This is a genomic window from Kitasatospora phosalacinea (genome assembly GCF_000716545.1).
Classification (GTDB): Bacteria; Actinomycetota; Actinomycetes; order Streptomycetales; family Streptomycetaceae; genus Kitasatospora; species Kitasatospora phosalacinea.
On sequence record NZ_JNWZ01000024.1, the window covers coordinates 61,928 to 82,843 of the forward strand.

Genomic DNA, 20,916 nt, shown 5'->3' on the forward strand with positions numbered 1-20,916 from the left:
AGAGGGGTGTCAGAGGTACTGGCAGGCGGAGCGGGGCAGGAAGGCGCCGTGCCCGGGGCGGCCGAGGTAGTCGCCGCGGTCGAGCAGCACCTCGCCCCGGGAGAGCACCGTCTCGACCCGTCCGGTGAGGGTGCGACCCTCGTACGCCGAGTAGTCGACGTCCATGTGGTGGGTGGCGGCGGAGAGGGTCTGCACGGCGTGCGGGTCGTAGATCACCAGGTCGGCGTCGGAGCCGGGGGCGATGGTGCCCTTGCGCGGGTGGAGGCCGAACATCCGGGCGGGGGCGGCGCAGGCGAGTTCGATCCAGCGGGTGCGGCTGATCCGGCCCTCGACCACGCCCTGGTGGAGCAGGTCCATCCGGTGCTCGACGCCGGGCAGGCCGTTGGGGATCTTCGAGAAGTCGTCGCGGCCGAGTTCCTTCTGCCCCTTGAAGCAGAACGGGCAGTGGTCGGTGGAGACCACCTGCAGGTCGTCGGTGCGCAGGCCGCGCCAGAGCGCGGCCTGGTGGTCCTTGGGGCGCAGCGGGGTGGAGCAGACGTACTTGGCGCCCTCGAAGCCGGGTTCGGCGAGGTTGTCGGTGGACAGGAACAGGTACTGCGGGCAGGTCTCGCCGAAGACGGGCAGGCCGAGGTCGCGGGCGGCGGCGATCTCGGCGAGCGCCTCGCGGGCGGAGACGTGCACCACGTACAGCGGCGCGCCGGCGACGCGGGCGAGTTGGATCGCCCGGTGGGTGGCCTCGGCCTCCAGCAGCGCCTTGCGCACCTCGCCGTGGTGGCGGGGGTCGGTCTCGCCCCTGGCCAGGGCCTGTTCGACCAGGACGTCGATGGCGGGGCCGTTCTCGGCGTGCATCATGGTGAGCGCGCCGAGGTCGGCGGCCCGCTGCATGGTGCGCAGGATCTGTCCGTCGTCGGAGTAGAAGACGCCGGGGTAGGCCATGAACAGCTTGAACGAGGTGACGCCCTCGCCGACCAGGCCCGGGAGTTCGCGCAGCACCGGCTCGTTGACGTCCGAGACGATCATGTGGAAGGCGTAGTCGACCGCGCAGTTGCCGTCGGCCTTGGCATGCCAGTCGTCCAGCCCGGCGCGCAGCGAACCGCCCCTGCGCTGGACGGCGAAGTCGACGATGGTGGTGGTGCCGCCCCAGGCGGCGGCCCGGGTGCCGGTGGCGAAGGTGTCGGAGGCGCGGGTGCCGCCGAACGGCATCTCCATGTGGGTGTGCGCGTCGACGCCGCCGGGGACGACGTACTTCCCGCTCGCGTCGAACACCCGGTCGGCGCTCCACCGCTGGCTGCCCGGCAGGGCGAGCGCGACGACCCTGCCGCCCTCGACCAGCACGTCGGCGTGCGTCTCCTCGGCGGCGGTGACGACCAGTCCGCCGGTGATCAGGGTCCGGGTCACCGCGCTCAGCCCTCGGTCAGCGGGCCGTAGGCGTCCGGGCGCCGGTCCCGGTAGAACGCCCACTGCCGGCGGACCTCGTCGATCGTTCCGAGGTCGAGGTCGCGGACGACGAGTTCCTCGCTCTTGTCGGAGGCGACCTCGCCGACGAACTGGCCGCGCGGGTCGACGAAGTAGCTGGTGCCGTAGAAGTCGTCGTCGCCGTACTCCTCGACGCCGACCCGGTTGATCGCGGCGACGAAGTACTCGTTGGCGACGGCGGCGGCGGGCTGCTCCAGCTGCCACAGGTACCCGGACAGGCCGCGGCTGGTCGCCGACGGGTTGTAGACGATCTCGGCGCCGGCCAGGCCGAGCGCCCGCCAGCCCTCCGGGAAGTGCCGGTCGTAGCAGATGTACACGCCGACCTTGCCGACCGCGGTGTCGAACACCGGCCAGCCGAGGTTTCCGGGCTTGAAGTAGTACTTCTCCCAGAATCCGTGCACCTGCGGAATGTGGTGCTTGCGGTACTTGCCCAGGTAACTGCCGTCGGCGTCGATCACGGCGGCGGTGTTGTAGTAGAAACCGGCCTGCTCGATCTCGTACACCGGCGCGACGATCACGATGCCGAGCTCCTTCGCCAGCGCCCGCATCCGCCGCACCGTGGGCCCGTCCGGGACGGGCTCGGCCCAGGCGTAGTGCTCGGGTTCCTGCACCTGGCAGAAGTACGGGGCGTTGAACACCTCCTGGAACCCGATGATCCGCGCGCCCTGCCCGGCGGCGTCGCGCGCGGCGCGTTCGGCGGCGGCGAGCATGGTCTCCTTGTCGCCCGTCCACGCGGTCTGGAACAGGGCTGCCCTGACGACACGACTCATGGCCGTAACTCCTCGTCTCGACGGCGCGAAGGCGCGGCGGGGAATGGCGCGGTAGCGCTTCAGAGCGTTGAGACTAGGAGTTCCGCGGCGAATGGCCGGGTGCCACGCGGGAGGAACGGGAAATTGGCCGACCCGCGCATTCCTCCGATTTTCCGCCGGTCATTCCTTTTTCGCGCCGAGCCCGCTCTCGCCGAGCCCGCTCTCGCCGGGCTCGCTCTCCCCGGGTTCGCTCTCCCCGGGTTCGCTCTCGCCGGGCTCGCCCGCGTCGGGCCCGGCCCCGCCCGGCCCGGACTCGTCCCGGTGGGTGAAGGCCAGGGCGCCGCCCACGGCTCCGATGATGATGAGCGCGACGGCGATGCTGATCCCGCCGGAGTGTTCCCAGTAGACGTCGCTCAGATTGACGAGGTTGGCGGTCTCGTCGACGATCAGCGCGGTGCCGGTGCCGTAGGCCAGGCCCATCCAGGTCCGCCAGCGCGGCGACCGCTCGACCAGGCCGAGCGCCCCGACGATCATCAGGACGAGGATGCCCCACACGTAGTGGTGGAGGTGGACGCCGCCCGCCGAGACGTTGCCCACGCCGGCGGCGTCGATGTGGATCAGCCAGGTCAGCAGCCGCAGGAAGCCGAAGGTGAGGGTGAAGCCCCACCACGCCAGCACCAGGCCGCGGCGGGTGGGGGAGACCTCCCGCCAGCGGCGGGGACGGCGCCGGTCCGGCCCGCGCGGGGACGGCTGTTCCTGCTCCGGAGGTGCGTCCATCCGCCGACCCTAGCCCGTCGGCGCGGCACCGGACCCGCACGCCACACGGCCCCGCCCCGCCCGGGGCATGACCGGGCGCCGCCGGGGCAGCCGGGTCCCACCGGGGGATCTACGTGGACGGACGGAGGAGGCGGCTGTGGCCGACGGACTGTGGGACTACGAGGGTGCCGAGGGGTACACCGCGGGCTCGGACCTGACGGGTTACCGGGTCGAGGCGATCGACGGCCACATCGGCAAGGTCGACGGACACACCGAGGACGTCGGCGCGGGCTACCTCGTGGTCGACACCGGCCCGTGGATCTTCGGCCGCGAGGTGCTGCTCCCGGCCGGCACCGTCACCCGGGTCGACCACGACGGGAGGACCGTGTTCCTGGACCGCACCAGGGACGAGGTGAAGAACTCGCCCGCCCGCGACGGCGGCCACCACGGCGACGACCCGGCCTACCGCGACCGGCTCGGCGGCTACTACAGCGGCGGAACCCTCTGACCCCGCGCGGCGGCCCGGCCCGTCGGGGGCTCAGCAGGCGACGGCGGGCAGCAGGCGGTCCAGGGCGCGGCGGGTGCGGGTGGCGGCGAGCGGGTCGCGGAGCAGTTGCAGGGCCTGGTTGAGCGCCAGGTAGATGCCGGTCAGCTCGTGGACGACCTGCTCGGGGTCGGTGTCGGCGGACAGGTCGCCGGCTTCGACGGCGAGCCGGACCTCGCCGGCCAGCCGGCGGCGCCAGACCATCAGCAGCCGGGCCACGTTGCGCCGGACCGGCCCGTCGTGGGCGTCGAACTCGACGGCGGCGGTGGTGAACAGGCAGCCGCCGGGGAAGACCTCGCGGGCGTGCTCCAGGTAGTCGATCCAGTTCTGGCAGACCGCCCGCAGCCGGCGCAGGCCCGGGTCGACGGCCGCCGCCGGATCCCACACCAGGGCGGTGAAGAGGGCGGACGCCCGTTCCAGGGTGGCCAGTTGGAGGGCTTCCTTGGTGCCGAAGTGCCCCAGCACGCCCGCCTTGGACAGCCCGAGGTCACCGGCCAGCCGTCCGATGGTCAGCCCTTCCAGCCCGTCCACCGAGGCGAGGGCGACGCTCCGGTCGATGATCCGGGCCCGGGTCCGGCGGGCCTCGACCACGGTGCTGCGCGGGCTCATCGTTCCTCCTCCGTGCTCCGGCTCGTCCGGACGCCACCGATCCGCGCCCCGGCCCGGAATCCTACGTCGTGCGCCCCGGGGGCGCGGCGGACCGCGCCGCCCCCGCTTTTCGTCACAGCGACGAAAAGATGTTATCGTCCATCTGACGCTAATAGCTGCCCGACCGCCGCCCCAGGAGGACGCCGTGGAGGAACGCACCGAGGAACGCACCGAGGAACGCACCGAGGAACGCACCGAGGACCGCCCGGAGCGAGGCACGGAGGGAGAGCCGCTCTGCCGTGCCGTCTTCACGCCCGGCTGCGACCGGACGCTCCGCTCCCCCGACCGGCACCACCCCGACGAGTGGACCGTCGACTACGGCCGGCGCACCGGTCCCCGCCTGCGGGAGGACCTGCCGGAGCACCTGCTGCGCGCGCTGGCGACCAGCGAGGCCGTCGACGTCCTCGTCGCGGTGCTCGCCCACCCCCGGGTGCCGTCCGACCTGGTGGACGGGCTGCTCGACGACCCTTCGGAGCTCGTGCGGCGGGCCGCCACCCGGCGGACCGGCGACGTCGACGCGCTGTGGCGGGCGGCGGAGGACGTCCGGACCGTCCGGGTGGCCGCGGCCTCGAACCCGCACGCACCCGCCGACCTGCTGGCCGAACTCGCCCGCGACCCCGACCGGAACGTCCGGTGCACCGCCGTCCGCAACCCCGCCTGCCCGCCGGAGCTGCGCCGCCGCACCGAGGCGCGCACCGCCCCGGGCCCGGCCGCCTTCACCGGCGACCCGGCGGACTGACCCGAGGACCGGCGGACGGGGGACGCCCGGGCGTCACGGCTCGGGGCGGTGCTCCATCAGGAGGTTCCCGTCCCCGCCCGGCACCCGCCGGAAGCCGGCCTTCTCCCAGGCGCGCACGGCCCGGGCGTTGCCCGGCTCCGGGTCGACCGTCACCCGGCGCCACCCCAGCTCCCCGCGCAGGTGGGCGACCAGCGCCCGGGCGGCGTCCGGCCCCAGGCCCCGGCCCCGGGCCGCCGGGAGCAGCACCAGGTCGATGCCGCCGCCGTCCGGCCCGGACCACCAGTACTGGGCGTAGCCCACCGGCCCGCCGTCGGCCCGGACCAGGAACGATTCGACCCGCGGGCGGCGCCGCCCCAGGTACTTCTCGGCCACCTCCCGGCGCGGCAGCGGCGCCCCGCCCCAGTGCTCGACGAACGCCGGGTCGGCGAACCAGCCGGCCAGCAGGTCCAGGTCGTCCTCCCCGGTCGGGACCAGCCTGGTCCATTCCCCCTCCAGCACGGGACCGTCACCCATCGCCCGACACCTCCCCTTCCGCCGCCCGCCCCAGCCTGCCACGTCCGCCCAGCGGCGCGGGGCCGCGCCCGGCGGAGTCCGGCACTCCACCCGTCCACCCTTCGGGCCGCCGTTTAGCTTCCGATCGGTCGGTTGCTATATTCCAGGCCGTCGCCCCCGGCACCGGTCGGGTGCCGCCGCGGAAGGGGAACGCCATGCCCGGAGTCCGGATAGCCGCTCTCGGCCACCACCAGCCCAGCCGGGTGCTCACCAACGACGAGCTGGCGACGATGGTGGACACCAACGACGAGTGGATCCGGCGGCGCACCGGGATCGTGACCCGGCGGATCGCCGGGGCGGACGAGTCGGTGACCGACCTGGCGGCGGGGGCGGCCGCGAAGGCGCTGGCCGCCTCCGGGCTGGACCCGGCGGACATCGGGCAGGTCACGGTGGCCACCTGCAGCGCGGTGGACCGCTGCCCGTCGATCGCCGCGCAGGTCGCGGGCCGACTGGGCATCCCGTCCGCCGTGGCGTTCGACCTGAACAACGGCTGCGCGGGCTTCTGCACCTCGCTGTCGGTGGCGAGCCACTCGCTGCTGGCGGGCGCCGCGAAGCACGCGCTGGTGATCGGCGCGGAGAAGATGTCGGACCTGGTCGACTGGACGGACCGGCGCAGCTGCATCCTGCTGGGCGACGGCGCGGGCGCGGCGGTGCTGTCCGCCACCGGGGGCACGGACAGCGCGGTCGGCCCGGTGGTCTGGGGCTCGGACCCGACCCGGGCGAGCGCGGTGCGGCTGCTGGACGCGTGGCACCCGCAGTTCGAGCAGGACGGCCAGGCGGTGTTCCGGTGGGCGACCACCGAGCTGCCCGCGCTGGCCGAACAGGCGTGCCGGGCGGCCGGGTTGAGCCCGGCGGAGCTGGACGGGGTGGTGACCCACCAGGCGAACCTGCGGATCATCGAGTCGCTGGTGCAGAAGCTCGGCCTGTCCGAGGACGCGGTGATCGCCCGGGACGTGGTGGACTCCGGCAACACCTCGGCGGCCTCCGTCCCGCTGGCGCTGGCGAAGCTGGTGGAGCGCGGCGAGCTGCGCTCCGGCGCCCGGGTGCTGCTGTTCGCGTTCGGCGGCGGCCTGTCCTGGGCCGGCCAGGTGGTCACCTGCCCGTGAGACCGGCCCAGGGCCGCCGGAGAACCGGTCAGCAGGTGCAGCTGACGGTGAGCGAGATGCTCTCCGGCGGCGGCGGGGAGCCGTCGTAGGGGGCGATCCAGGCGGCGCTGCCCCGTCCGCCCTCGATCGTGGTGATGCGCCAGCGCTGGTCGGGGCCGAGCGGGGAGCCGTCGCCGTTGGCGACGTGGGCGTCGCCGGGGGTCAGGCCCTGCGGGCAGATGGCTTCGACGCCGCTCGGGGAGCCGACGGCGGTGACGGTCTCCGGTTCGAGGGCGGCGGCGGGGCCCGCCCCGACGGCCAGCAGGGTGGCGGCCAGGCCGAGGCCGAGGCCGAGGGTTCGCTTGCGCATGGGTGCCCTTCGGGTGCTTCGCGCCGCCCGATCGGTTCGGGGGCGATCGATCCGCATCATCTCCGTCACGCAGCGTGACGTACCGGTCGCCCGGGGCAACCACTCGTTCGGCCGGAGCGCGGGGGCGAACGGTGGTGCGGGGGCGAGCTTTGCCCGCGGTGATCCCGGACGGGCAAGATAGCGGGGTGACCCTCCTGGACCTGATGCCGAAGCCCGCCACGCCCGACTCGCTGTTCGAGACCTTCGCCGAGTGGGCGTCGGAGCGCGGTATCACCCTCTACCCCGCCCAGGAGGAGGCGCTGATCGAGCTGGTCTCCGGGAACAACGTGATCCTGGCGACGCCGACCGGCTCGGGCAAGTCGCTGGTCGCGGCGGGCGCGCACTTCGCCGCGCTGGCCGAGGGCAAGCGGACGTTCTACACCGCGCCGATCAAGGCGCTGGTGTCGGAGAAGTTCTTCGACCTGTGCAAGGTCTTCGGCACCGAGCAGGTCGGCATGATGACCGGCGACGCCTCGGTGAACCCGACCGCGCCGATCATCTGCTGCACCGCCGAGGTGCTGGCCCAGATCGCCCTGCACGACGGCCCGCGCGCCGACATCGGCCAGGTCGTGATGGACGAGTTCCACTTCTACGCCGAGCCGGACCGCGGCTGGGCCTGGCAGATCCCGATCCTGGAGCTGCCGCAGGTGCAGTTCCTGCTGATGTCGGCGACCCTCGGCGACGTGCGCCGCTTCGAGGAGGACCTGACCCGCCGCACCGGCCGCCCGACCACCGTGGTGCGCTCGGCGACGCGCCCGGTGCCGCTGTTCTACGAGTACCGGCGCACCAACCTGCACGACACGCTGGAGGAGCTGCTGAACACCGGCCAGGCGCCGGTGTACGTCGTCCACTTCACGCAGAAGGAGGCGGTGGAGCGGGCGCAGTCCCTGATGAGCATCAACATGTGCTCGAAGCAGGAGAAGGAGGCGATCGCCTCCCTGATCGGCAACTTCCGCTTCACCACCAAGTTCGGCCGCAACCTGTCCCGGTACGTGCGGCACGGCATCGGCGTGCACCACGCCGGGATGCTGCCCAAGTACCGCCGCCTGGTGGAGCGGCTGGCGCAGGCCGGCCTGCTGAAGGTGATCTGCGGCACCGACACCCTCGGGGTGGGCGTCAACGTGCCGATCCGCACGGTGCTGTTCACGGCGCTGTCCAAGTACGACGGGCAGCGGGTGCGGATCCTGCGGGCCCGCGAGTTCCACCAGATCGCCGGACGGGCGGGCCGCGCCGGGTTCGACACCGTCGGCCAGGTGGTGGCGCAGGCGCCGGAGCACGTGGTGGAGAACGACCGGGCACTGGCCAAGGCCGGGGACGACCCGAAGAAGCGCAAGAAGGTGGTCCGCAAGAAGGCCCCGGACGGCTTCGTGTCCTGGACGGAGGAGACCTTCGAGCGCCTGATCGGGGCCGACCCGGAGCCGCTGGTCTCCCGGTTCAAGGTCAGCCACGCGATGCTGCTGTCGGTGATCGGCCGGCCGGGCAACGCCTTCGAGGCGATGCGCAAGCTGCTGACCGACAACCACGAGGACCGCCCGGCGCAGCGCCGCCACATCCGCGCCGCGATCGCCATCTACCGCTCGCTGCGGGAGGGCGGCGTGGTCGAGCAGTTCGACGAGCCGGACGCCGAGGGCCGCATCGCCCGGCTGACCCTGGACCTGCAGGAGAACTTCGCGCTCAACCAGCCGCTGTCCACCTTCGCGCTGGCCGCCTTCGACCTGCTCGACCCGGAGTCGCCCTCGTACGCGCTGGACGTGGTCTCGGTGGTGGAGGCGACGCTCGACGACCCGCGGCAGATCCTCGCCTCGCAGGAGAACAAGGCGCGCGGCGAGGCCGTGGCGGAGATGAAGCGCGACGGCGTCGAGTACGAGGAGCGGATGAACCGGCTCCAGGAGATCGGCTACCCGAAGCCGCTGGAGGAGCAGCTCGGCCACGCCTACGAGGTGTACCGCCGGGCGCACCCGTGGATCGGCGACCACCCGCTGCGGCCGAAGTCCGTGGTGCGCGACCTGTACGAGCGCGCGATGACCTTCACCGACTACGTGGGCTTCTACGAGCTGGCCCGCACCGAGGGCATCGTGCTGCGCTACCTGGCGGGCGCGTTCAAGGCCCTGGAGCAGACCGTCCCGGACGACATCAAGACCGACGACCTGAAGGACGTCATCGCCTGGCTGGGCGAGCTCGTCCGGCAGGTCGACTCCTCGCTGCTGGACGAGTGGGAGGCGCTGGCCAACCCGACCGAGCCGGAGGCCGGCGAGGTCCGCCTGGACGACAAGCCCGCGCCGGTCACCGCCAACGCCCGGGCCTTCCGCGTCCTGGTCCGCAACGAGCTGTTCCGCCGGGTCGAGCTGTGCGCGCTGGAGCACTACGACGAGCTGGCCGAGCTCGACGGCGAGTACGGCTGGAACGCCGACCGCTGGGCCGACGCGATGGACGGGTACTGGGAGGAGTACGACGACCTGTTCACCGGCCCGAACGCGCGCGGCCCCAAGATGCTGCTGGTCGAGGAGGTCGAGGACGAGGGCCTGTGGCGCGTCCGGCAGATCTTCGACGACCCGAAGGGCGACCACGACTGGGGCATCTCCGCCGAGGTCGACCTGTACGGCTCCGACGAGGAGGGGCGCGCCGTCGTCAAGATCACCTCGGTGGGCGCGCACTGACCCGCCGTCAGCCCTCCGGCTGCCGCTCCGCCCGGTAGTGCTCCAGGTAGGCCCACAGCCGGGGGTCGGTGGGCTCCTCCTCGGGCTCGTCGCCGTCCTCGATCAGCCCGAGCACGGCCACCGACCGCTCCAGCGCGGCGAGTTCGGCCACCGCCCCGGACGGCTCCCCGCTTTCGAAACGAACGGTCGTGTGGGCCTCGCCGGTTGACGGGATGTCGACGCCCCGCAGGTTAGCGGCGCCCTCCGACGGCCCGGCTCGGGTCCGTAGGATGACCCGGTGGAAGAAATGGTGCGCGTACCGCCGGAGGTCCGGGCGCGGTTCGCCGTCCGGTTCGGGGCCGGGGTGGCCGACTGGTGCGACGCGCTGCCCGCCCTGGTGCGCGAACTGGCCGGGCGGTGGGGGCTGGAGGTGGTCGCGGCGGGCGGTGGCGGGACCTCGCGGGTGTTCCGGTGCGTGCGGGGCGTCGGCGGGGCCGTGGTGTGGCTGAAGCTGACGCCGGAGCCCGCGATCGCGCGCGAGGAGGCCGAGGCGCTGCGGGCCTGGGCGGCCGTGCCCTCGGTGGTTCCCCTGCTGGCGGCCGACCCGGCCGCCGGGGCCCTGCTGCTGGCGGACGTCCCGCCCGGTACGCCGGTGCGGCGGCTCGGCTGGAGCCTTCCCGAACTCGCCGCCCTGCTGCGGGACTTGCGCTCCCCCGCCGCGCCGGAGGAGGAGTCGGCGCTGCGGCCGCTGGCCGACCGGGTCGGCTTCGTGTTCGACCTCGCCGGGCGCCGGGGCAGGACCGGCCTGGCCGCGCACCGGGCGGCGGCCCTGGAACTGGCCTCCGGCGGTCCGGTCGGGCTCGTGCACGGCGACCTGCACCCGTCCAACGTGCTCTCCGGGCCGGGCGGCCGCCTGGTGGCGATCGACCCCCGCCCGTCCTGGGGCGACCCGGACTTCGACGCGGTCGACTGGGTGCTGGCGGGCGCCCCCGGCCCGGAGGCCCTGCGGGAGCGGATCGCCGCCCTGGCCGCGCTCGTCCCCGGCCTCTCCCCCGAGCGCCTGCACGCCTGGTGCCGCGCCCTGGCGCCCCTCATCGGCTGACGGACCCGGCGCCGCCGCGCGGTGCTGGAGGCGCGGTGGCGAAGGCGCGGCGGGCCCGGCTGCCGGGCGGGGCCAGGCAGGCGAAGACGTACCGGCCGGGTTCGGGGAGCGCGAGGACGGTGTACTCCAGCACGTCGGTGTCCAGCGCGGGGTGGCGCACGTGCAGGCGGCCGGGCCCCGGCGGGCCGGCCCGGTGCTGCGACCACAGCGCGGCGAAGGCCGGGCTCGCCGCGGAGAAGCGCCCGACCAGCTCGGCCAGCGCCCGGTCGGCCGGCCGGTCGACGTGGTGCGCCCGCAGCGAGGCGACCAGGTCCGCACCGATCGACCGCTCGGGGGCGTGGTTGTCGGCGCCGCGCGAGCCGTACGGGCAGCAGAACACCTGCCACAGCAGGTTCCGTTCGTGCGGCGGCCGGCGGGCGGGCTCGGCCATCAGCAGGGCGGCGGGCCGGTTCCAGGCCAGCAGGTCGAAGGTCGGGCCGGTGACGAACGCCGGGGCGGCGTCCAGGGTGTCCAGCAGCGCCAGGGTGCTCGCGGAGACCGTCTCCCGCCGCTCGGCACCGGGGCGGGGGCCGGGCGTCCGGGTGCGGCGGAGCCCGGCCAGCCGGTGCAGGTAGGCCCGCTCGGCGTCGGCGAGGTGCAGGGCGTCCGCGATCCCGTCCAGCACCGGCCCGGTCGGCACCCGCTGGCGCCCCTGCTCCAGCCGGGCGTAGTAGTCCGGCGAGATCCCGGCCCGGGCCGCGACCTCCTCCCGCCGCAACCCGGGCGTCCGCCGCCGACCGCCCGCGGCCAGACCGACGTCGGACGGCGCCAGCCGGGCGCGACGGGCGCGCAGGAACGCCCCCAGCGGAGTCTCGGACATGCGCGTCACCCTGCCACACCCGCCGCCGCCCATCCAGGACCTGCCGGGTCCCGGCTACCGGCGCAGCCGGAACCCGCCGGGACAGCGTGCGCCACCGCCCGGGCTCGGCCGCTGCGCACTGCGGCACCGACGCCCGGCCGGGGTCCGCCAGGACCTGCCCGGTCCCGGATCGGCGGTCCCCGGTCGGGGTGGCCGCTGGTGGGGCGGGGCGGGGTGGACCAGCCTCTCCGGTATGGGACTTCTCGAGGACAAGGTCACGATCGTCACCGGTGCGGGGCGCGGCATCGGGGCGGCCGCCGCGCGGCTGTTCGCCCGGGAGGGAGCGGCGCTGGTGCTGGCGGCGCGGAGCGGGGGCGAGGTGGAGGCGCTGGCGGCCGAGCTGCGGGGGCGGGGGGCGCGGGCGGTGGCGGTGGCCGTGGACCTGACCACCGCGGCGGGTGCGGACCTGCTGGTGGAGACCGCGCTGCGCGGGTACGGCCGCTTGGACGCGGCGTTCGACAACGCGGGCAACGGTCTGTCGCCCGCGCCGTTGGGCGAGCGCGCCGAGGACGAGTGGGACGCCGTGCACGCGCTGAACCTGCGCGGCACCTGGCTGTGCCTGCGGGCGCAGCTGGCGGCGCTGGTGGCGGGCGGGCGGGGCGGGGCGGTGGTGGTCAACTCGGGGGTGGGGGCACTGGTCGGCGGGTTCGGCGACGGGGTGCAGCAGGCCGCGAAGCACGGGCTGACCGGCCTGGTGCGGGCGGCGGTGGCGGACTACGCGCCGCACGGCATCCGGGTCAACGCGGTGGCGCCGGGCGTGGTGCGCACGCCGGGCACCGAGCGGTTCTTCGCGCTCGGCGAGCCCTTCGACGAGCTGGTGGCCCGGTCGACCCCGCTGGGGCGTCCGGCCCGGGCGGAGGAGGTCGCGCAGGCCGCGGCGTGGCTGTTGAGCGACCGCGCCTCGTACGTCACCGGGGTGACCCTGCCGGTGGACGGCGGGATCACCGCGACCCGCCGCTTCGACTGACCGGCCGGGCGCGGGTGACGGCGCGTCAACCGCGCTGCGCGAGCCGGTCGGCGACGGTGCGGGCGCAGGTGGCGGGCGGGGTGCGGGTGGTGTCGACCTCGAGGTCGTAGTGGACGCCGAGGTGGACGCGTTCGGCCTGGTCGGCGGCCATGCCGGGGGCGCGGTCGCCACGGGCGCGCTCGCGGGCGGCGGCCTCGGCCGGGTCGCAGCGGACGCCGACCCAGAGCACGTCCAGGCCGTCCAGGGCCTCGCGCCAGCGCTGTTGGGAGGCGGCTCCGGAGAGGAACACGTCGTCGACGACGACCGGCGCCCCGGCCCGGGCGGTGGCGGCGACGCCCGCCATCCAGGCGGCTTCGAGGGCGCGGAAGCCGTCGCCGACGGAGACGGTGCCGTCGGCGGCGAACCCGATGCCGTCGCCGCCTTCGCCACCGCCGTCGCCGTCCTCCAGCAGGGCGGGGGGCAGGGCCTCGACCAGGTCGTCGATGCCGAAGGCCAGCCAGGGTCGCGGGAGCGCCGCCTGGAGCGCCCGCGCGAGGCTGGACTTGCCGCTGCTGGAACCGCCGTTGAGCACGATCACCCGGGTCGTCACCGCTTCACCCTAGCGGTGACGGCGCGGGGCGAGGCCGTCCAGGACGAGGTCGACCAGGGCGGTGACGTAGTCGGGGGTGACGGGTTCGCCGAGCAGCAGGTGGCGGGCGAACAGCGGGCTCATCAGGGCCTCGACGGCGGCCCGGGGGTCGGCGTCGGGGCGGATCTCGCCGCGGGCGGCGGCCCGGTGCAGGAGCCGCTCGGCGCGGGCGAGGCGGTCGGCCCAGTAGGCGTCGCGCCCGCTGCGGGTCTCGGCGTTGGCGGGGGCGATGCTCAGGTGCAGCAGGGCCGGGCCCTCCGGGGCGTCGAGGAACGCGCCGAGCGCGGTGAGGAGTTGGCGCAGGTCCTCGCGCAGGCTGCCGGTGTCGGGCAGCGGTACGGCCTGGTCGGTGTAGTCGGCGAGCGCCTCGCGCAGCAGTTGTTCGCGGGTGCCCCAGTTCCGGTAGACCGAGGTCTCGTGGACGCCGGCGGCGGCGGCGACCGCCGCGACGCTGGCGGCCTCCAGCCCGCCTTCGGCGAGCAGGCGCACGGTGGCGTCGAGCACGGCCCGGCGCATCGCGGCGCCGCGGCGGCGCAGCGGGGCGGCGGCCTTGACCTGGGGAGTCTCGTCCTGGGGCACACCCGGAGCCTAACGCAGGCCACCTTGCGTTGCACCGGGCCGCGACGTAGCCTCGACAACGCAAGTCACCTTGCGATATCCCCCGGGGTGTCGCCCGCGGCAACGAGGCCGACGACGGCTCGCCGCCTGCCGTCGACCGGAGAGGACCGACCATGGCTACGATGCGCGCCGTCCGCCTGCACCTGCCCACCCGCACGCTGAGCGTGGAGGAGGTGGAGCGTCCGGTGCCCGGCCCCGGCCAGGTGCTGGTCAAGGTCGAGGCGGCGGGCGTCTGCCTGTCCGACGTCCACCTGATCGACGGCACCCTCACCCCGCTGTACCTGCCCGGCGAGAGCGTCACGCTGGGCCACGAAGTCGCGGGCACCGTCGCCGAATCGGGCCCGGAGCCGGGCCGCTGGCAGGTCGGCGACCGGGTGGTGCTGCAGGCCGGCGAGAAGCGCGACGGGATCACCTGGACGCGCGGCGTGGACTACGACGGCGGCTGGGCCGAGTACGCGCTGGCCCGGGTCGACACGCTGTTCGCGCTGCCCGAGTCGATCCCGTTCGAGCAGGGCTCGATCATCCCGGACGCGGTCTCCACCCCGTGGGGCGCGGTGACCACCACCGGCGGCGTCCGCCCGGCCGAGCCGGTCGGCGTCTGGGGCGTGGGCGGCCTGGGCGCGCACGGCGTGCAGCTGCTGCGCGCGATCGGCGCCAACCCGATCGTCGCCGTCGACCCGGCCCCGGCCGCCCGCGAGCGCGCCCTCGCCTTCGGCGCGGACCTCGCCCTGGACTCGGCCGACCCCGAGCTCGCCGCCAAGATCGGCGCGGCCACCGGCGGCGCGGGCCTGGCCGCCGCGTTCGACTTCGCCGGCGTGCCCGCCGTCCGCGAGCAGGCCATGACGGTGCTCGGGCCGCACGGTCGGCTGGTGCTGGTCGGGCTCACCGACAAGCCGCTGACGATCACGCACAGCATCCGCTTCTCGTACCTCCAGCAGCAGATCCTCGGCCACTACGGCTCCGAGGACGCCGCCGTTCCCCAGCTCATCGCCCTCGCCGCGGGCGGCCGACTGGACTTCTCCCGCTCCGTCAGCGAGGTCCTCCCGCTGGAGCGGGCCGCCGAGGCCGTGGAACGCCTGCACACCAAGCAGGGCGACCCGATCCGGCTGATCCTCAAGCCCTGACGGTCCGTCCGGGGGCGCTGTCAGGCTGCGGCCGTGTTCGAGTGCCACGGCTGGACGTGCGTCCTGACGAGCGCCGCCGCCGACGATGACGACGGTGAACCGGCCCGCACCCCGGAGGCCGTCGAGGAGATCGGGTGGCGGGGGCGGGAGATCACCAGCCGCTACCTGCTCGACGTGCGGGCGCGTGCGGACGACGGGGACCCCGACCGGTGGAACGAGGTCCGCGTCCTGCGGATGTCCGCGTCCTGCGGATGGTGCGCGGACGGGTGACCGAGCACCTGGAACCGCTGCTGTCGCCCTGCATCCCCGTCCTGGAGGACCCGGACCCCCTCCCGTCCGGGGAGTGGCCGCGCGGGCCGTCCCCGCTCAGGCCGCCCGCACCGGTTCGGGGGCGGCGGTGGGGGCCCCGGCGCGGGCCGGGCGGTACCAGGTGGCGATCCACAGGGCGGCCAGGACGGCAGCCGCGCCGGCGGCGGCCATCGCGGGGCCGGTGCCGGTGAGGACCGCCAGGGTGCCGAACAGCGCGGGGCCGACGCCCTGGAGGGTCATGTTGCCGGAGCCGAGCAGGGTGAACGCCTGGCCCTGGCCGTCCGCGGGGAGCGCGTCCAGGAAGGGGCGTTGCAGGCCGAGCGCGTAGGCGAAGCCGAAGCCGGCGACCAGCAGGGCCGCGGCGCACAGCGGGAGCGGGGCGGGCAGGGCGAAGACCAGCAGCGGCAGGCCCGTCAGCGCGGCCAGCGGCGCCACCAGGCGTTCCCGGGTCGCGGGGGCGGCGAAGCGGCCGACCAGCACGTCCCCCACGAGCATCCCGATCGGCAGGCAGGCCAGCAGGAAGCCGTACCCGCCCGCCGGGAAGCCCCGCACCCCGGCGTACGCGACGACCAGCGACTCGGCCCCGGTCACCGCCGCGGACGGCAGCCACTGGGCCAGCAGCAGGCGGCGCACGGCGGTGCCGCGCAGCAGTTCGCCGTTGCCGCGCCAGCTCTGCCCCACCACCGAGCCGTCGGTCCGCCGCCGGGCCGGCAGATCGGGCAGGCGCAGGCGGATCGCCAGGGCGTTGGCGAGGTGCAGGCCGGCGGCGACCAGCAGCGCGCCGCGCGGTCCGAGCAGGGCGACCGTGATGCCGCCGCCGGCCAGGCCGAGCAGTTGCGCGCCGGAGGAGGCGGCGTTGCTCAGCGACCGGCCCAGCACGTACGCGTCCCCGTGCAGGGTCTGCGCGACCAACCGGCTGGAGGCGCCGTTGAACACCGGCGTGAACACCGCGACCACGCCCACCAGCAGCAGACTGGCCGCGACCGGCAGCCGGACCAGCGCGAGCAGGGCCGCGGCGGCGCCGTCCAGCAGGTAGCCGAGGGCGATCAGCCGCCGGGGGCGCAGCCGGTCGGTGAGCGAACCGAGCAGCATCGAACCGAGCAGTTGCGGCAGGAACCCGATCCCGAAGGCGACGGCGCTCAGCAGCGCGGAGCCGGTGCCCGCGTAGATCAGCACGGCCAGGGTGGTGATCCGCAGCGAGTCCCCGACGATGCCGAGGGTGCGGGTGGTGAACAGCAGCCGGAAGCGTGGATCGCCCAGCACCTCGCGATAGGTCGTCATGCCGAGCAGCCTGGCCCCGGGAGCCCCGCGCGAGCGAGAGATTCGTCCCAGGACGTAAGGTCGCGGGGTACCGCGCCCGACCGGAGGCGGCGGGCCGGAAGCCGGGAACCGGGAACCGGAAGTCGACGGGGAGAGGCAGGGCCGCCACATGCCGCAGGACGGACTCGCCGGTACGCCGCGCCCGCCCCGCGCACCGGCCCGAACGCGGACCGGCGGGGGCTGCGGGGGTTGCGGGGCACTGGGCCGCGGGGCCGCCGCGCGCTGCGGCTTCGCGCTCGAACTCCCCTTCCCGCCAAGACCGGCAGGACCGGCAGGGCCGACCGGACCTGCCGGACCGGAGCGGTGTCGGGCACGGATCGGCGAGGAGGCCGGCCGGTGCTGAGGTACGAGGTCGCCGCGGAGGACCTGGCGCGCAGCCGGTTCGCGCTCTCCCCGGCGTTCGAACTCGCCAACCTGCTGCGGTTGTTGGACCGGGGCGGAGAGCGGGCGTTGCCGCCGGGGTGGCGGGAGCGGCTGCGGCCGGCGTTCGTCCGGCTGCGGGAGGATCCGGCGGTGCGGGCGGCGTTGGCGTTGCACAATCCGAGGTTCGGGGCGGACTTCATCGCCATTCCGCCGCGCGGCATGGACCAGACCTGGGCGGACGACCTGGCCGCGATCCTGGCGGCGCCGCCGGAGGCGGCCCGGGCCGAGATCCGCGCCTGTCTGGCGGCCCGGCCGGAGACCGACCGGGAGGCCCGGGCGGTGCTGGACTCGCCGGACGCCGTCCGGCTGGTCGCGGAGGCGCTGGACCGGGCGTGGCACGAGCTGCTGGCCCGGGACTGGCCGCAGCTGCGGGCCCTGTGCGAACGCGATGTGGTGCACCGGGCGGGCGAGTTGGGGCGGCGCGGGTGGGCGGCGGCGCTGGCCGGGCTGCACGAGAACGTCCGCTGGCGGGACGGCGGCATCGACATCCCGCCGTTCGACGAGACGACCACCTATTCGCTGCGCGGCAGGGGGCTGCTGCTGGTGCCCTCGGTGTTCGTCTGGCCGGGTTTCGCCGCGCACCACGAGGAGCCGTGGCCCTGCACGCTGATCTACCCGGCCCGGGGCATCTCCGCGCTGTGGGAGCCGGGGTCCGCCGTCCCGCCCGAGGCGCTGGCCGCGCTGCTCGGCCGGTCCCGGGCCCGGATCCTGGCCGCCCTGGACAGCCCCGCCAGCACCACCCACCTGGCCCGGTCCCTGGGGCAGGCCCCCGGCGCCGTCGCCGACCACCTCGCCGTGCTGCGCGCCGCCGGGCTGCTCTCCCGGGCCCGGGCGGGCCGCTCGGTGCTCTACCGGCGCACCCCGATGGGCGACGCCCTGATCGGCTCGGCGGGCTGACCGGCTCGGCGGGCTGAGGCGCCGGGCCCGCTCGGCCGGTCGGCGGGTCGGCGGGTCGGGCGCGCGGCCGGGCAAGCAGCCGGGCGCCCGGCCGGGCAGCTTGCCCTAGAGCACACTCCAACTCCTACTGTTTCCCACGTTCGCACCGCAACCAGGAAGCACACGAGACCCGGGAGCCCCGACATGACCACCGACCCCACCACCCCCGTCAACACCACCAGCGCCTCCGCTACCGACGCCGCGACCACCCGGCAGGAACGCCTGGACCACGGCCTGGAGGTCCTCGGCCGGATCGACGGCGACGCGGGCGAGGCCGTCCTGGCCGCGCTCTCCGACATCTCGCCCGAACTCGCCCACCAGGTCGCCGCCTGGGGCTTCGGCGAGATCTACGCCCGCCCGGGCCTGCCGCCCCGCGACCGCCAGTTGGTCACCCTGGGCATGCTCACCGCGCTCGGCGGCTGCGAGCCCCAGCTCCGCGTGCACGTCAACGCCTCGCTGAACGTCGGCCTCTCCCCGCAGGAGATCGTCGAGGCCCTGCTGCACACCGCCGTCTACTGCGGTTTCCCGCGCGCGCTGAACGCGACCTTCGCCGCAAAGCAGGTCTTCGCCGAGCGCGGCCTGCTGCCCGTCACCCCGGCGGACCCGGCGGACCCGGCAGACCTGCCGGACCCGGCCGCCGCCCCCACCCCCGGAGAAGGTGCGTAGTCCGCCGCCAGGGCCCTTCCCCTCGAACGGCTCCCGCGACTTCCCCCGCGACTCCCCGTCCGCGAGTCGCAGTCGGATTTCATCAATCCTCCACAGCTGATCTTGCGTCAAACTGTACCTTTTTTGCGTTCACCCGTGGACTTCCTGCTGTGCCGAGCCCTACGCTCGGCACGCCCGGCCACCACCCGGGCCCTCCCCCATGCAGGAAGCACGGTCACCCATGCAGAATCCCCCCACCCGCGCCAGGCGGACCGTCGCGTCACTGACCACTCTCGCGCTGGGCGCCACCGGCCTGTTGGCGGCCGCTTTCGTCAACGCCGGTGCGGCGCACGCCGCGGCGGTCCCCGCGCTGTCCCCGCTGGCCGTCGCGAACCGCGGCGCGAGCGTCCCGTTCATCGAGCAGGAGGCCGAGTACGCGGCCACCAACGGCACCGTGGTCGGGCCGGACCGGCTGTACGGCCACCTGGCCTCGGAAGCCTCCGGCCGGCAGGCCGTGACGCTCAACTCGGCCGGGCAGTACGTGGAGTTCACGCTCACCGCGCCCGCCAACTCGATCGACTTCCGCTACAGCCTGCCGGACTCGCCGGACGGCAAGGGGCGGGACGCCTCGATGGACCTGCTGGTCAACGGGCAGAAGCTGAAGAGCGTCGGCGTGACCTCCAAGTACAGCTGGTACTACGGCGGTTACCCGTTCAACAACAACCCGGGCGACAGCAACCCGCACCACTTCTTCGACGAGACCCGCACCCTGCTGGGCACCACCTACCCGGCCGGAACGAAGATCCGGCTGCAGGTGTCCTCCACCGCGCAGTCGCCGAGCTTCACCATCGACCTGGCGGACTTCGAGAAGGTCGCCGACCCGATCGGCAAGCCCGCGAACGCGATCGACGTCGTCGCGGACTTCGGCGCCGACCCCACCGGCGCCACCGACTCCACCGCCAAGTTCCAGGCCGCGGTCGACGCCGGCGCGGCGCAGGGCCGGACGGTCTACATCCCGCAGGGCAACTTCACGCTGTACGACCACGTGGTGGTCGACAAGGTGACGCTGGCCGGTGCGGGCCCCTGGTACAGCGTGCTGGGCGGGCGCGACCCGATCAACCGCAACCGGGCGGCGGGCGTCTACGGCAAGTACGTGGCCGGCGGCGGCTACGGCGGCGGCGTCCGGCCGCAGGAGGCCGGCGGCCCGAGCCAGAACGTCACGCTGAAGGACTTCGCCATCATCGGCGACGTGCGCGAGCGGGTCGACGACGACCAGGTCAACGGCCTGGGCGGCGCGATGTCCAACTCCACCGTGGACAACCTGTGGATCCAGCACACCAAGGTCGGCGCCTGGATGGACGGTCCGATGGACCGCTTCACCATCAAGAACAGCCGGATCCTCGACCAGACCGCGGACGGCGTCAACTTCCACACCGGCGTGACCAACTCGACGGTCACCAACACCTTCCTGCGCAACACCGGTGACGACGGCCTGGCCTCCTGGCCGGAGCGGCAGGCGAACGTCAACGACAGCTTCACCCACAACACGGTGGTCCTGCCGATCCTCGCCAACAACATCGTCACGTACGGCGGCAAGGACTTCACCATCTCGGACAACGTGATGGCCGACACCATCACCAACGGCGGCGGCCTGCACATCGCCAACCGCTACCCGGGTGTCACCTCCGGCAACGGCACCGCCGTCTCCGGCACGATCACCGCGGCCCGCAACACCCTGATCCGCACCGGGAACAGCGACTACAACTGGCAGTTCGGCGTCGGCGCGATCTGGTTCGACGGCCTGAACGAGCCGATCACCGGCGCGACCATCAACGTCACCGACACCGACATCCTGGACAGCTCCTACGAGGCGATCCAGACCATCGAGGGCGGTGTCACCGGCGTCAACCTGACCAACGTGAACATCGACGGCGCGGGCACCTACGCGGTCCAGGCGCAGGCCAACGCGCAGATGAAGTTCACCAACGTCAAGGCCAAGAACATCGCGCAGGCCGCCACCCCGATCCACAACTGCGTGGGCACCGGCTTCCAGATCACCGACGGCGGCGGCAACTCCGGTCTCAGCGGCTCGACCTGCACCGGCCAGTGGCCCGCGCCGGTCTGGACGTACAACGGCGTACCGGTGGGCGGCGGCACCTCCTCGCCGACCCCGTCCCCGTCCCCGTCCTCCTCCGCCCCGGCCTCGCCGTCCCCGTCGCCCTCCGCCTCCACCCCGCCGGTCTGCCCGAGCGGCACCGGCAACCTGGCCCAGGGCCGCCCGGCCACCGCGTCCGGCACCAGCCAGACCTACGGGCCGGGCAACGCGGTCGACGGTGACGCCACCACCTACTG

21 protein-coding genes are annotated in these 20,916 nt (G+C 74.5%); 10 read left to right on the forward strand and 11 right to left on the reverse strand.

The window, feature by feature from the left end; translation table 11 throughout:
* Positions 1-9: 9 nt before the first annotated feature.
* The 3 genes from hydA to OO48_RS14665 form a co-directional block, all read right to left on the reverse strand.
* Positions 10-1,398, reverse strand: a complete 1,389-nt coding sequence (gene hydA / locus OO48_RS14655; RefSeq protein ID WP_033216085.1) for a dihydropyrimidinase — start codon at positions 1,396-1,398, stop codon at positions 10-12.
* Between the two features lie 5 nt (positions 1,399-1,403).
* A complete protein-coding gene (locus OO48_RS14660) occupies positions 1,404-2,246 on the reverse strand; it encodes a nitrilase-related carbon-nitrogen hydrolase (RefSeq protein WP_033216087.1) in 843 nt (280 codons plus the stop codon).
* Positions 2,247-2,405: 159 nt separating this feature from the next.
* On the reverse strand, positions 2,406-3,002 hold the full coding sequence (locus tag OO48_RS14665; RefSeq protein WP_209439485.1) for a hypothetical protein: 597 nt from the start codon (positions 3,000-3,002) through the stop codon (positions 2,406-2,408).
* A gap of 136 nt (positions 3,003-3,138) precedes the next feature.
* Here OO48_RS14665 and OO48_RS14670 point away from each other — a divergent pair, with 136 nt between their 5' ends.
* Entirely contained in the window at positions 3,139-3,489 is a 351-nt protein-coding gene (locus OO48_RS14670) for a PRC domain containing protein (protein ID WP_033216089.1), read from the forward strand.
* Between the two features lie 30 nt (positions 3,490-3,519).
* Here the strand turns inward: OO48_RS14670 and OO48_RS14675 are convergent, their stop codons facing one another.
* The gene (locus OO48_RS14675; protein WP_033216091.1) at positions 3,520-4,134 is read right to left on the reverse strand and encodes a TetR/AcrR family transcriptional regulator; all 615 of its coding nucleotides are present in this window, start codon (positions 4,132-4,134) and stop codon (positions 3,520-3,522) included.
* Between the two features lie 184 nt (positions 4,135-4,318).
* Here OO48_RS14675 and OO48_RS14680 point away from each other — a divergent pair, with 184 nt between their 5' ends.
* The gene (locus OO48_RS14680) at positions 4,319-4,912 is read left to right on the forward strand and encodes a hypothetical protein (RefSeq protein WP_033216092.1); all 594 of its coding nucleotides are present in this window, start codon (positions 4,319-4,321) and stop codon (positions 4,910-4,912) included.
* Positions 4,913-4,945: 33 nt separating this feature from the next.
* Here OO48_RS14680 and OO48_RS14685 read toward each other — a convergent pair whose 3' ends face one another.
* Complete coding sequence (locus OO48_RS14685) at positions 4,946-5,425, reverse strand: GNAT family N-acetyltransferase (protein ID WP_033216093.1); 480 nt, start codon at positions 5,423-5,425, stop codon at positions 4,946-4,948.
* Between the two features lie 194 nt (positions 5,426-5,619).
* On the opposite strand from OO48_RS14685, the gene OO48_RS14690 reads away from it, so the two are divergent.
* Positions 5,620-6,570, forward strand: a complete 951-nt coding sequence (locus OO48_RS14690; RefSeq protein WP_033216094.1) for a beta-ketoacyl-ACP synthase III — start codon at positions 5,620-5,622, stop codon at positions 6,568-6,570.
* Positions 6,571-6,598: 28 nt separating this feature from the next.
* Here OO48_RS14690 and OO48_RS14695 read toward each other — a convergent pair whose 3' ends face one another.
* Positions 6,599-6,919, reverse strand: a complete 321-nt coding sequence (locus OO48_RS14695; RefSeq protein WP_033216096.1) for a hypothetical protein — start codon at positions 6,917-6,919, stop codon at positions 6,599-6,601.
* Between the two features lie 203 nt (positions 6,920-7,122).
* Between OO48_RS14695 and OO48_RS14700 the strand changes: the two genes are divergently transcribed.
* Positions 7,123-9,615, forward strand: coding sequence for a DEAD/DEAH box helicase (locus OO48_RS14700; protein WP_425338542.1), 2,493 nt, complete (start codon positions 7,123-7,125; stop codon positions 9,613-9,615).
* 7 nt (positions 9,616-9,622) lie between these two features.
* Here the strand turns inward: OO48_RS14700 and OO48_RS38310 are convergent, their stop codons facing one another.
* Entirely contained in the window at positions 9,623-9,766 is a 144-nt protein-coding gene (locus tag OO48_RS38310) for a hypothetical protein (protein WP_157845456.1), read from the reverse strand.
* A gap of 135 nt (positions 9,767-9,901) precedes the next feature.
* Between OO48_RS38310 and OO48_RS14705 the strand changes: the two genes are divergently transcribed.
* Positions 9,902-10,696 (forward strand): aminoglycoside phosphotransferase family protein, encoded by a 795-nt coding sequence (locus OO48_RS14705; protein WP_051732134.1) that lies wholly within the window; start codon positions 9,902-9,904, stop codon positions 10,694-10,696.
* Here the strand turns inward: OO48_RS14705 and OO48_RS14710 are convergent.
* Positions 10,686-11,555 (reverse strand): helix-turn-helix transcriptional regulator, encoded by an 870-nt coding sequence (locus OO48_RS14710; protein ID WP_051732135.1) that lies wholly within the window; start codon positions 11,553-11,555, stop codon positions 10,686-10,688. The genes OO48_RS14705 and OO48_RS14710 overlap by 11 nt on opposite strands.
* A gap of 232 nt (positions 11,556-11,787) precedes the next feature.
* Here OO48_RS14710 and OO48_RS14715 point away from each other — a divergent pair, with 232 nt between their 5' ends.
* Positions 11,788-12,561, forward strand: coding sequence for an SDR family NAD(P)-dependent oxidoreductase (locus OO48_RS14715; RefSeq protein ID WP_033216100.1), 774 nt, complete (start codon positions 11,788-11,790; stop codon positions 12,559-12,561).
* A 25-nt stretch (positions 12,562-12,586) separates the two neighbouring features.
* Here OO48_RS14715 and cpt read toward each other — a convergent pair whose 3' ends face one another.
* Both cpt and OO48_RS14725 read right to left on the reverse strand, forming a co-directional pair.
* Positions 12,587-13,150, reverse strand: coding sequence for a chloramphenicol phosphotransferase CPT (gene cpt, locus OO48_RS14720; RefSeq protein ID WP_209439486.1), 564 nt, complete (start codon positions 13,148-13,150; stop codon positions 12,587-12,589).
* Between the two features lie 9 nt (positions 13,151-13,159).
* Positions 13,160-13,768, reverse strand: coding sequence for a TetR-like C-terminal domain-containing protein (locus OO48_RS14725; protein ID WP_245194647.1), 609 nt, complete (start codon positions 13,766-13,768; stop codon positions 13,160-13,162).
* Positions 13,769-13,920: 152 nt separating this feature from the next.
* Between OO48_RS14725 and OO48_RS14730 the strand changes: the two genes are divergently transcribed.
* A complete protein-coding gene (locus OO48_RS14730; protein WP_033216102.1) occupies positions 13,921-14,931 on the forward strand; it encodes a zinc-binding dehydrogenase in 1,011 nt (336 codons plus the stop codon).
* A 366-nt stretch (positions 14,932-15,297) separates the two neighbouring features.
* Here the strand turns inward: OO48_RS14730 and OO48_RS14740 are convergent, their stop codons facing one another.
* Complete coding sequence (locus OO48_RS14740) at positions 15,298-16,521, reverse strand: MFS transporter (RefSeq protein ID WP_051732136.1); 1,224 nt, start codon at positions 16,519-16,521, stop codon at positions 15,298-15,300.
* Between the two features lie 375 nt (positions 16,522-16,896).
* On the opposite strand from OO48_RS14740, the gene OO48_RS14745 reads away from it, so the two are divergent.
* The 3 genes from OO48_RS14745 to OO48_RS14755 all read left to right on the forward strand — a co-directional run.
* Entirely contained in the window at positions 16,897-17,880 is a 984-nt protein-coding gene (locus OO48_RS14745; RefSeq protein WP_033216106.1) for an ArsR/SmtB family transcription factor, read from the forward strand.
* A 183-nt stretch (positions 17,881-18,063) separates the two neighbouring features.
* On the forward strand, positions 18,064-18,585 hold the full coding sequence (locus OO48_RS14750; RefSeq protein WP_081952123.1) for a carboxymuconolactone decarboxylase family protein: 522 nt from the start codon (positions 18,064-18,066) through the stop codon (positions 18,583-18,585).
* Positions 18,586-18,805: 220 nt separating this feature from the next.
* The coding region (locus OO48_RS14755; protein WP_033216108.1) for a glycosyl hydrolase family 28-related protein at positions 18,806-20,916 on the forward strand (2,111 nt) is incomplete at its 3' end.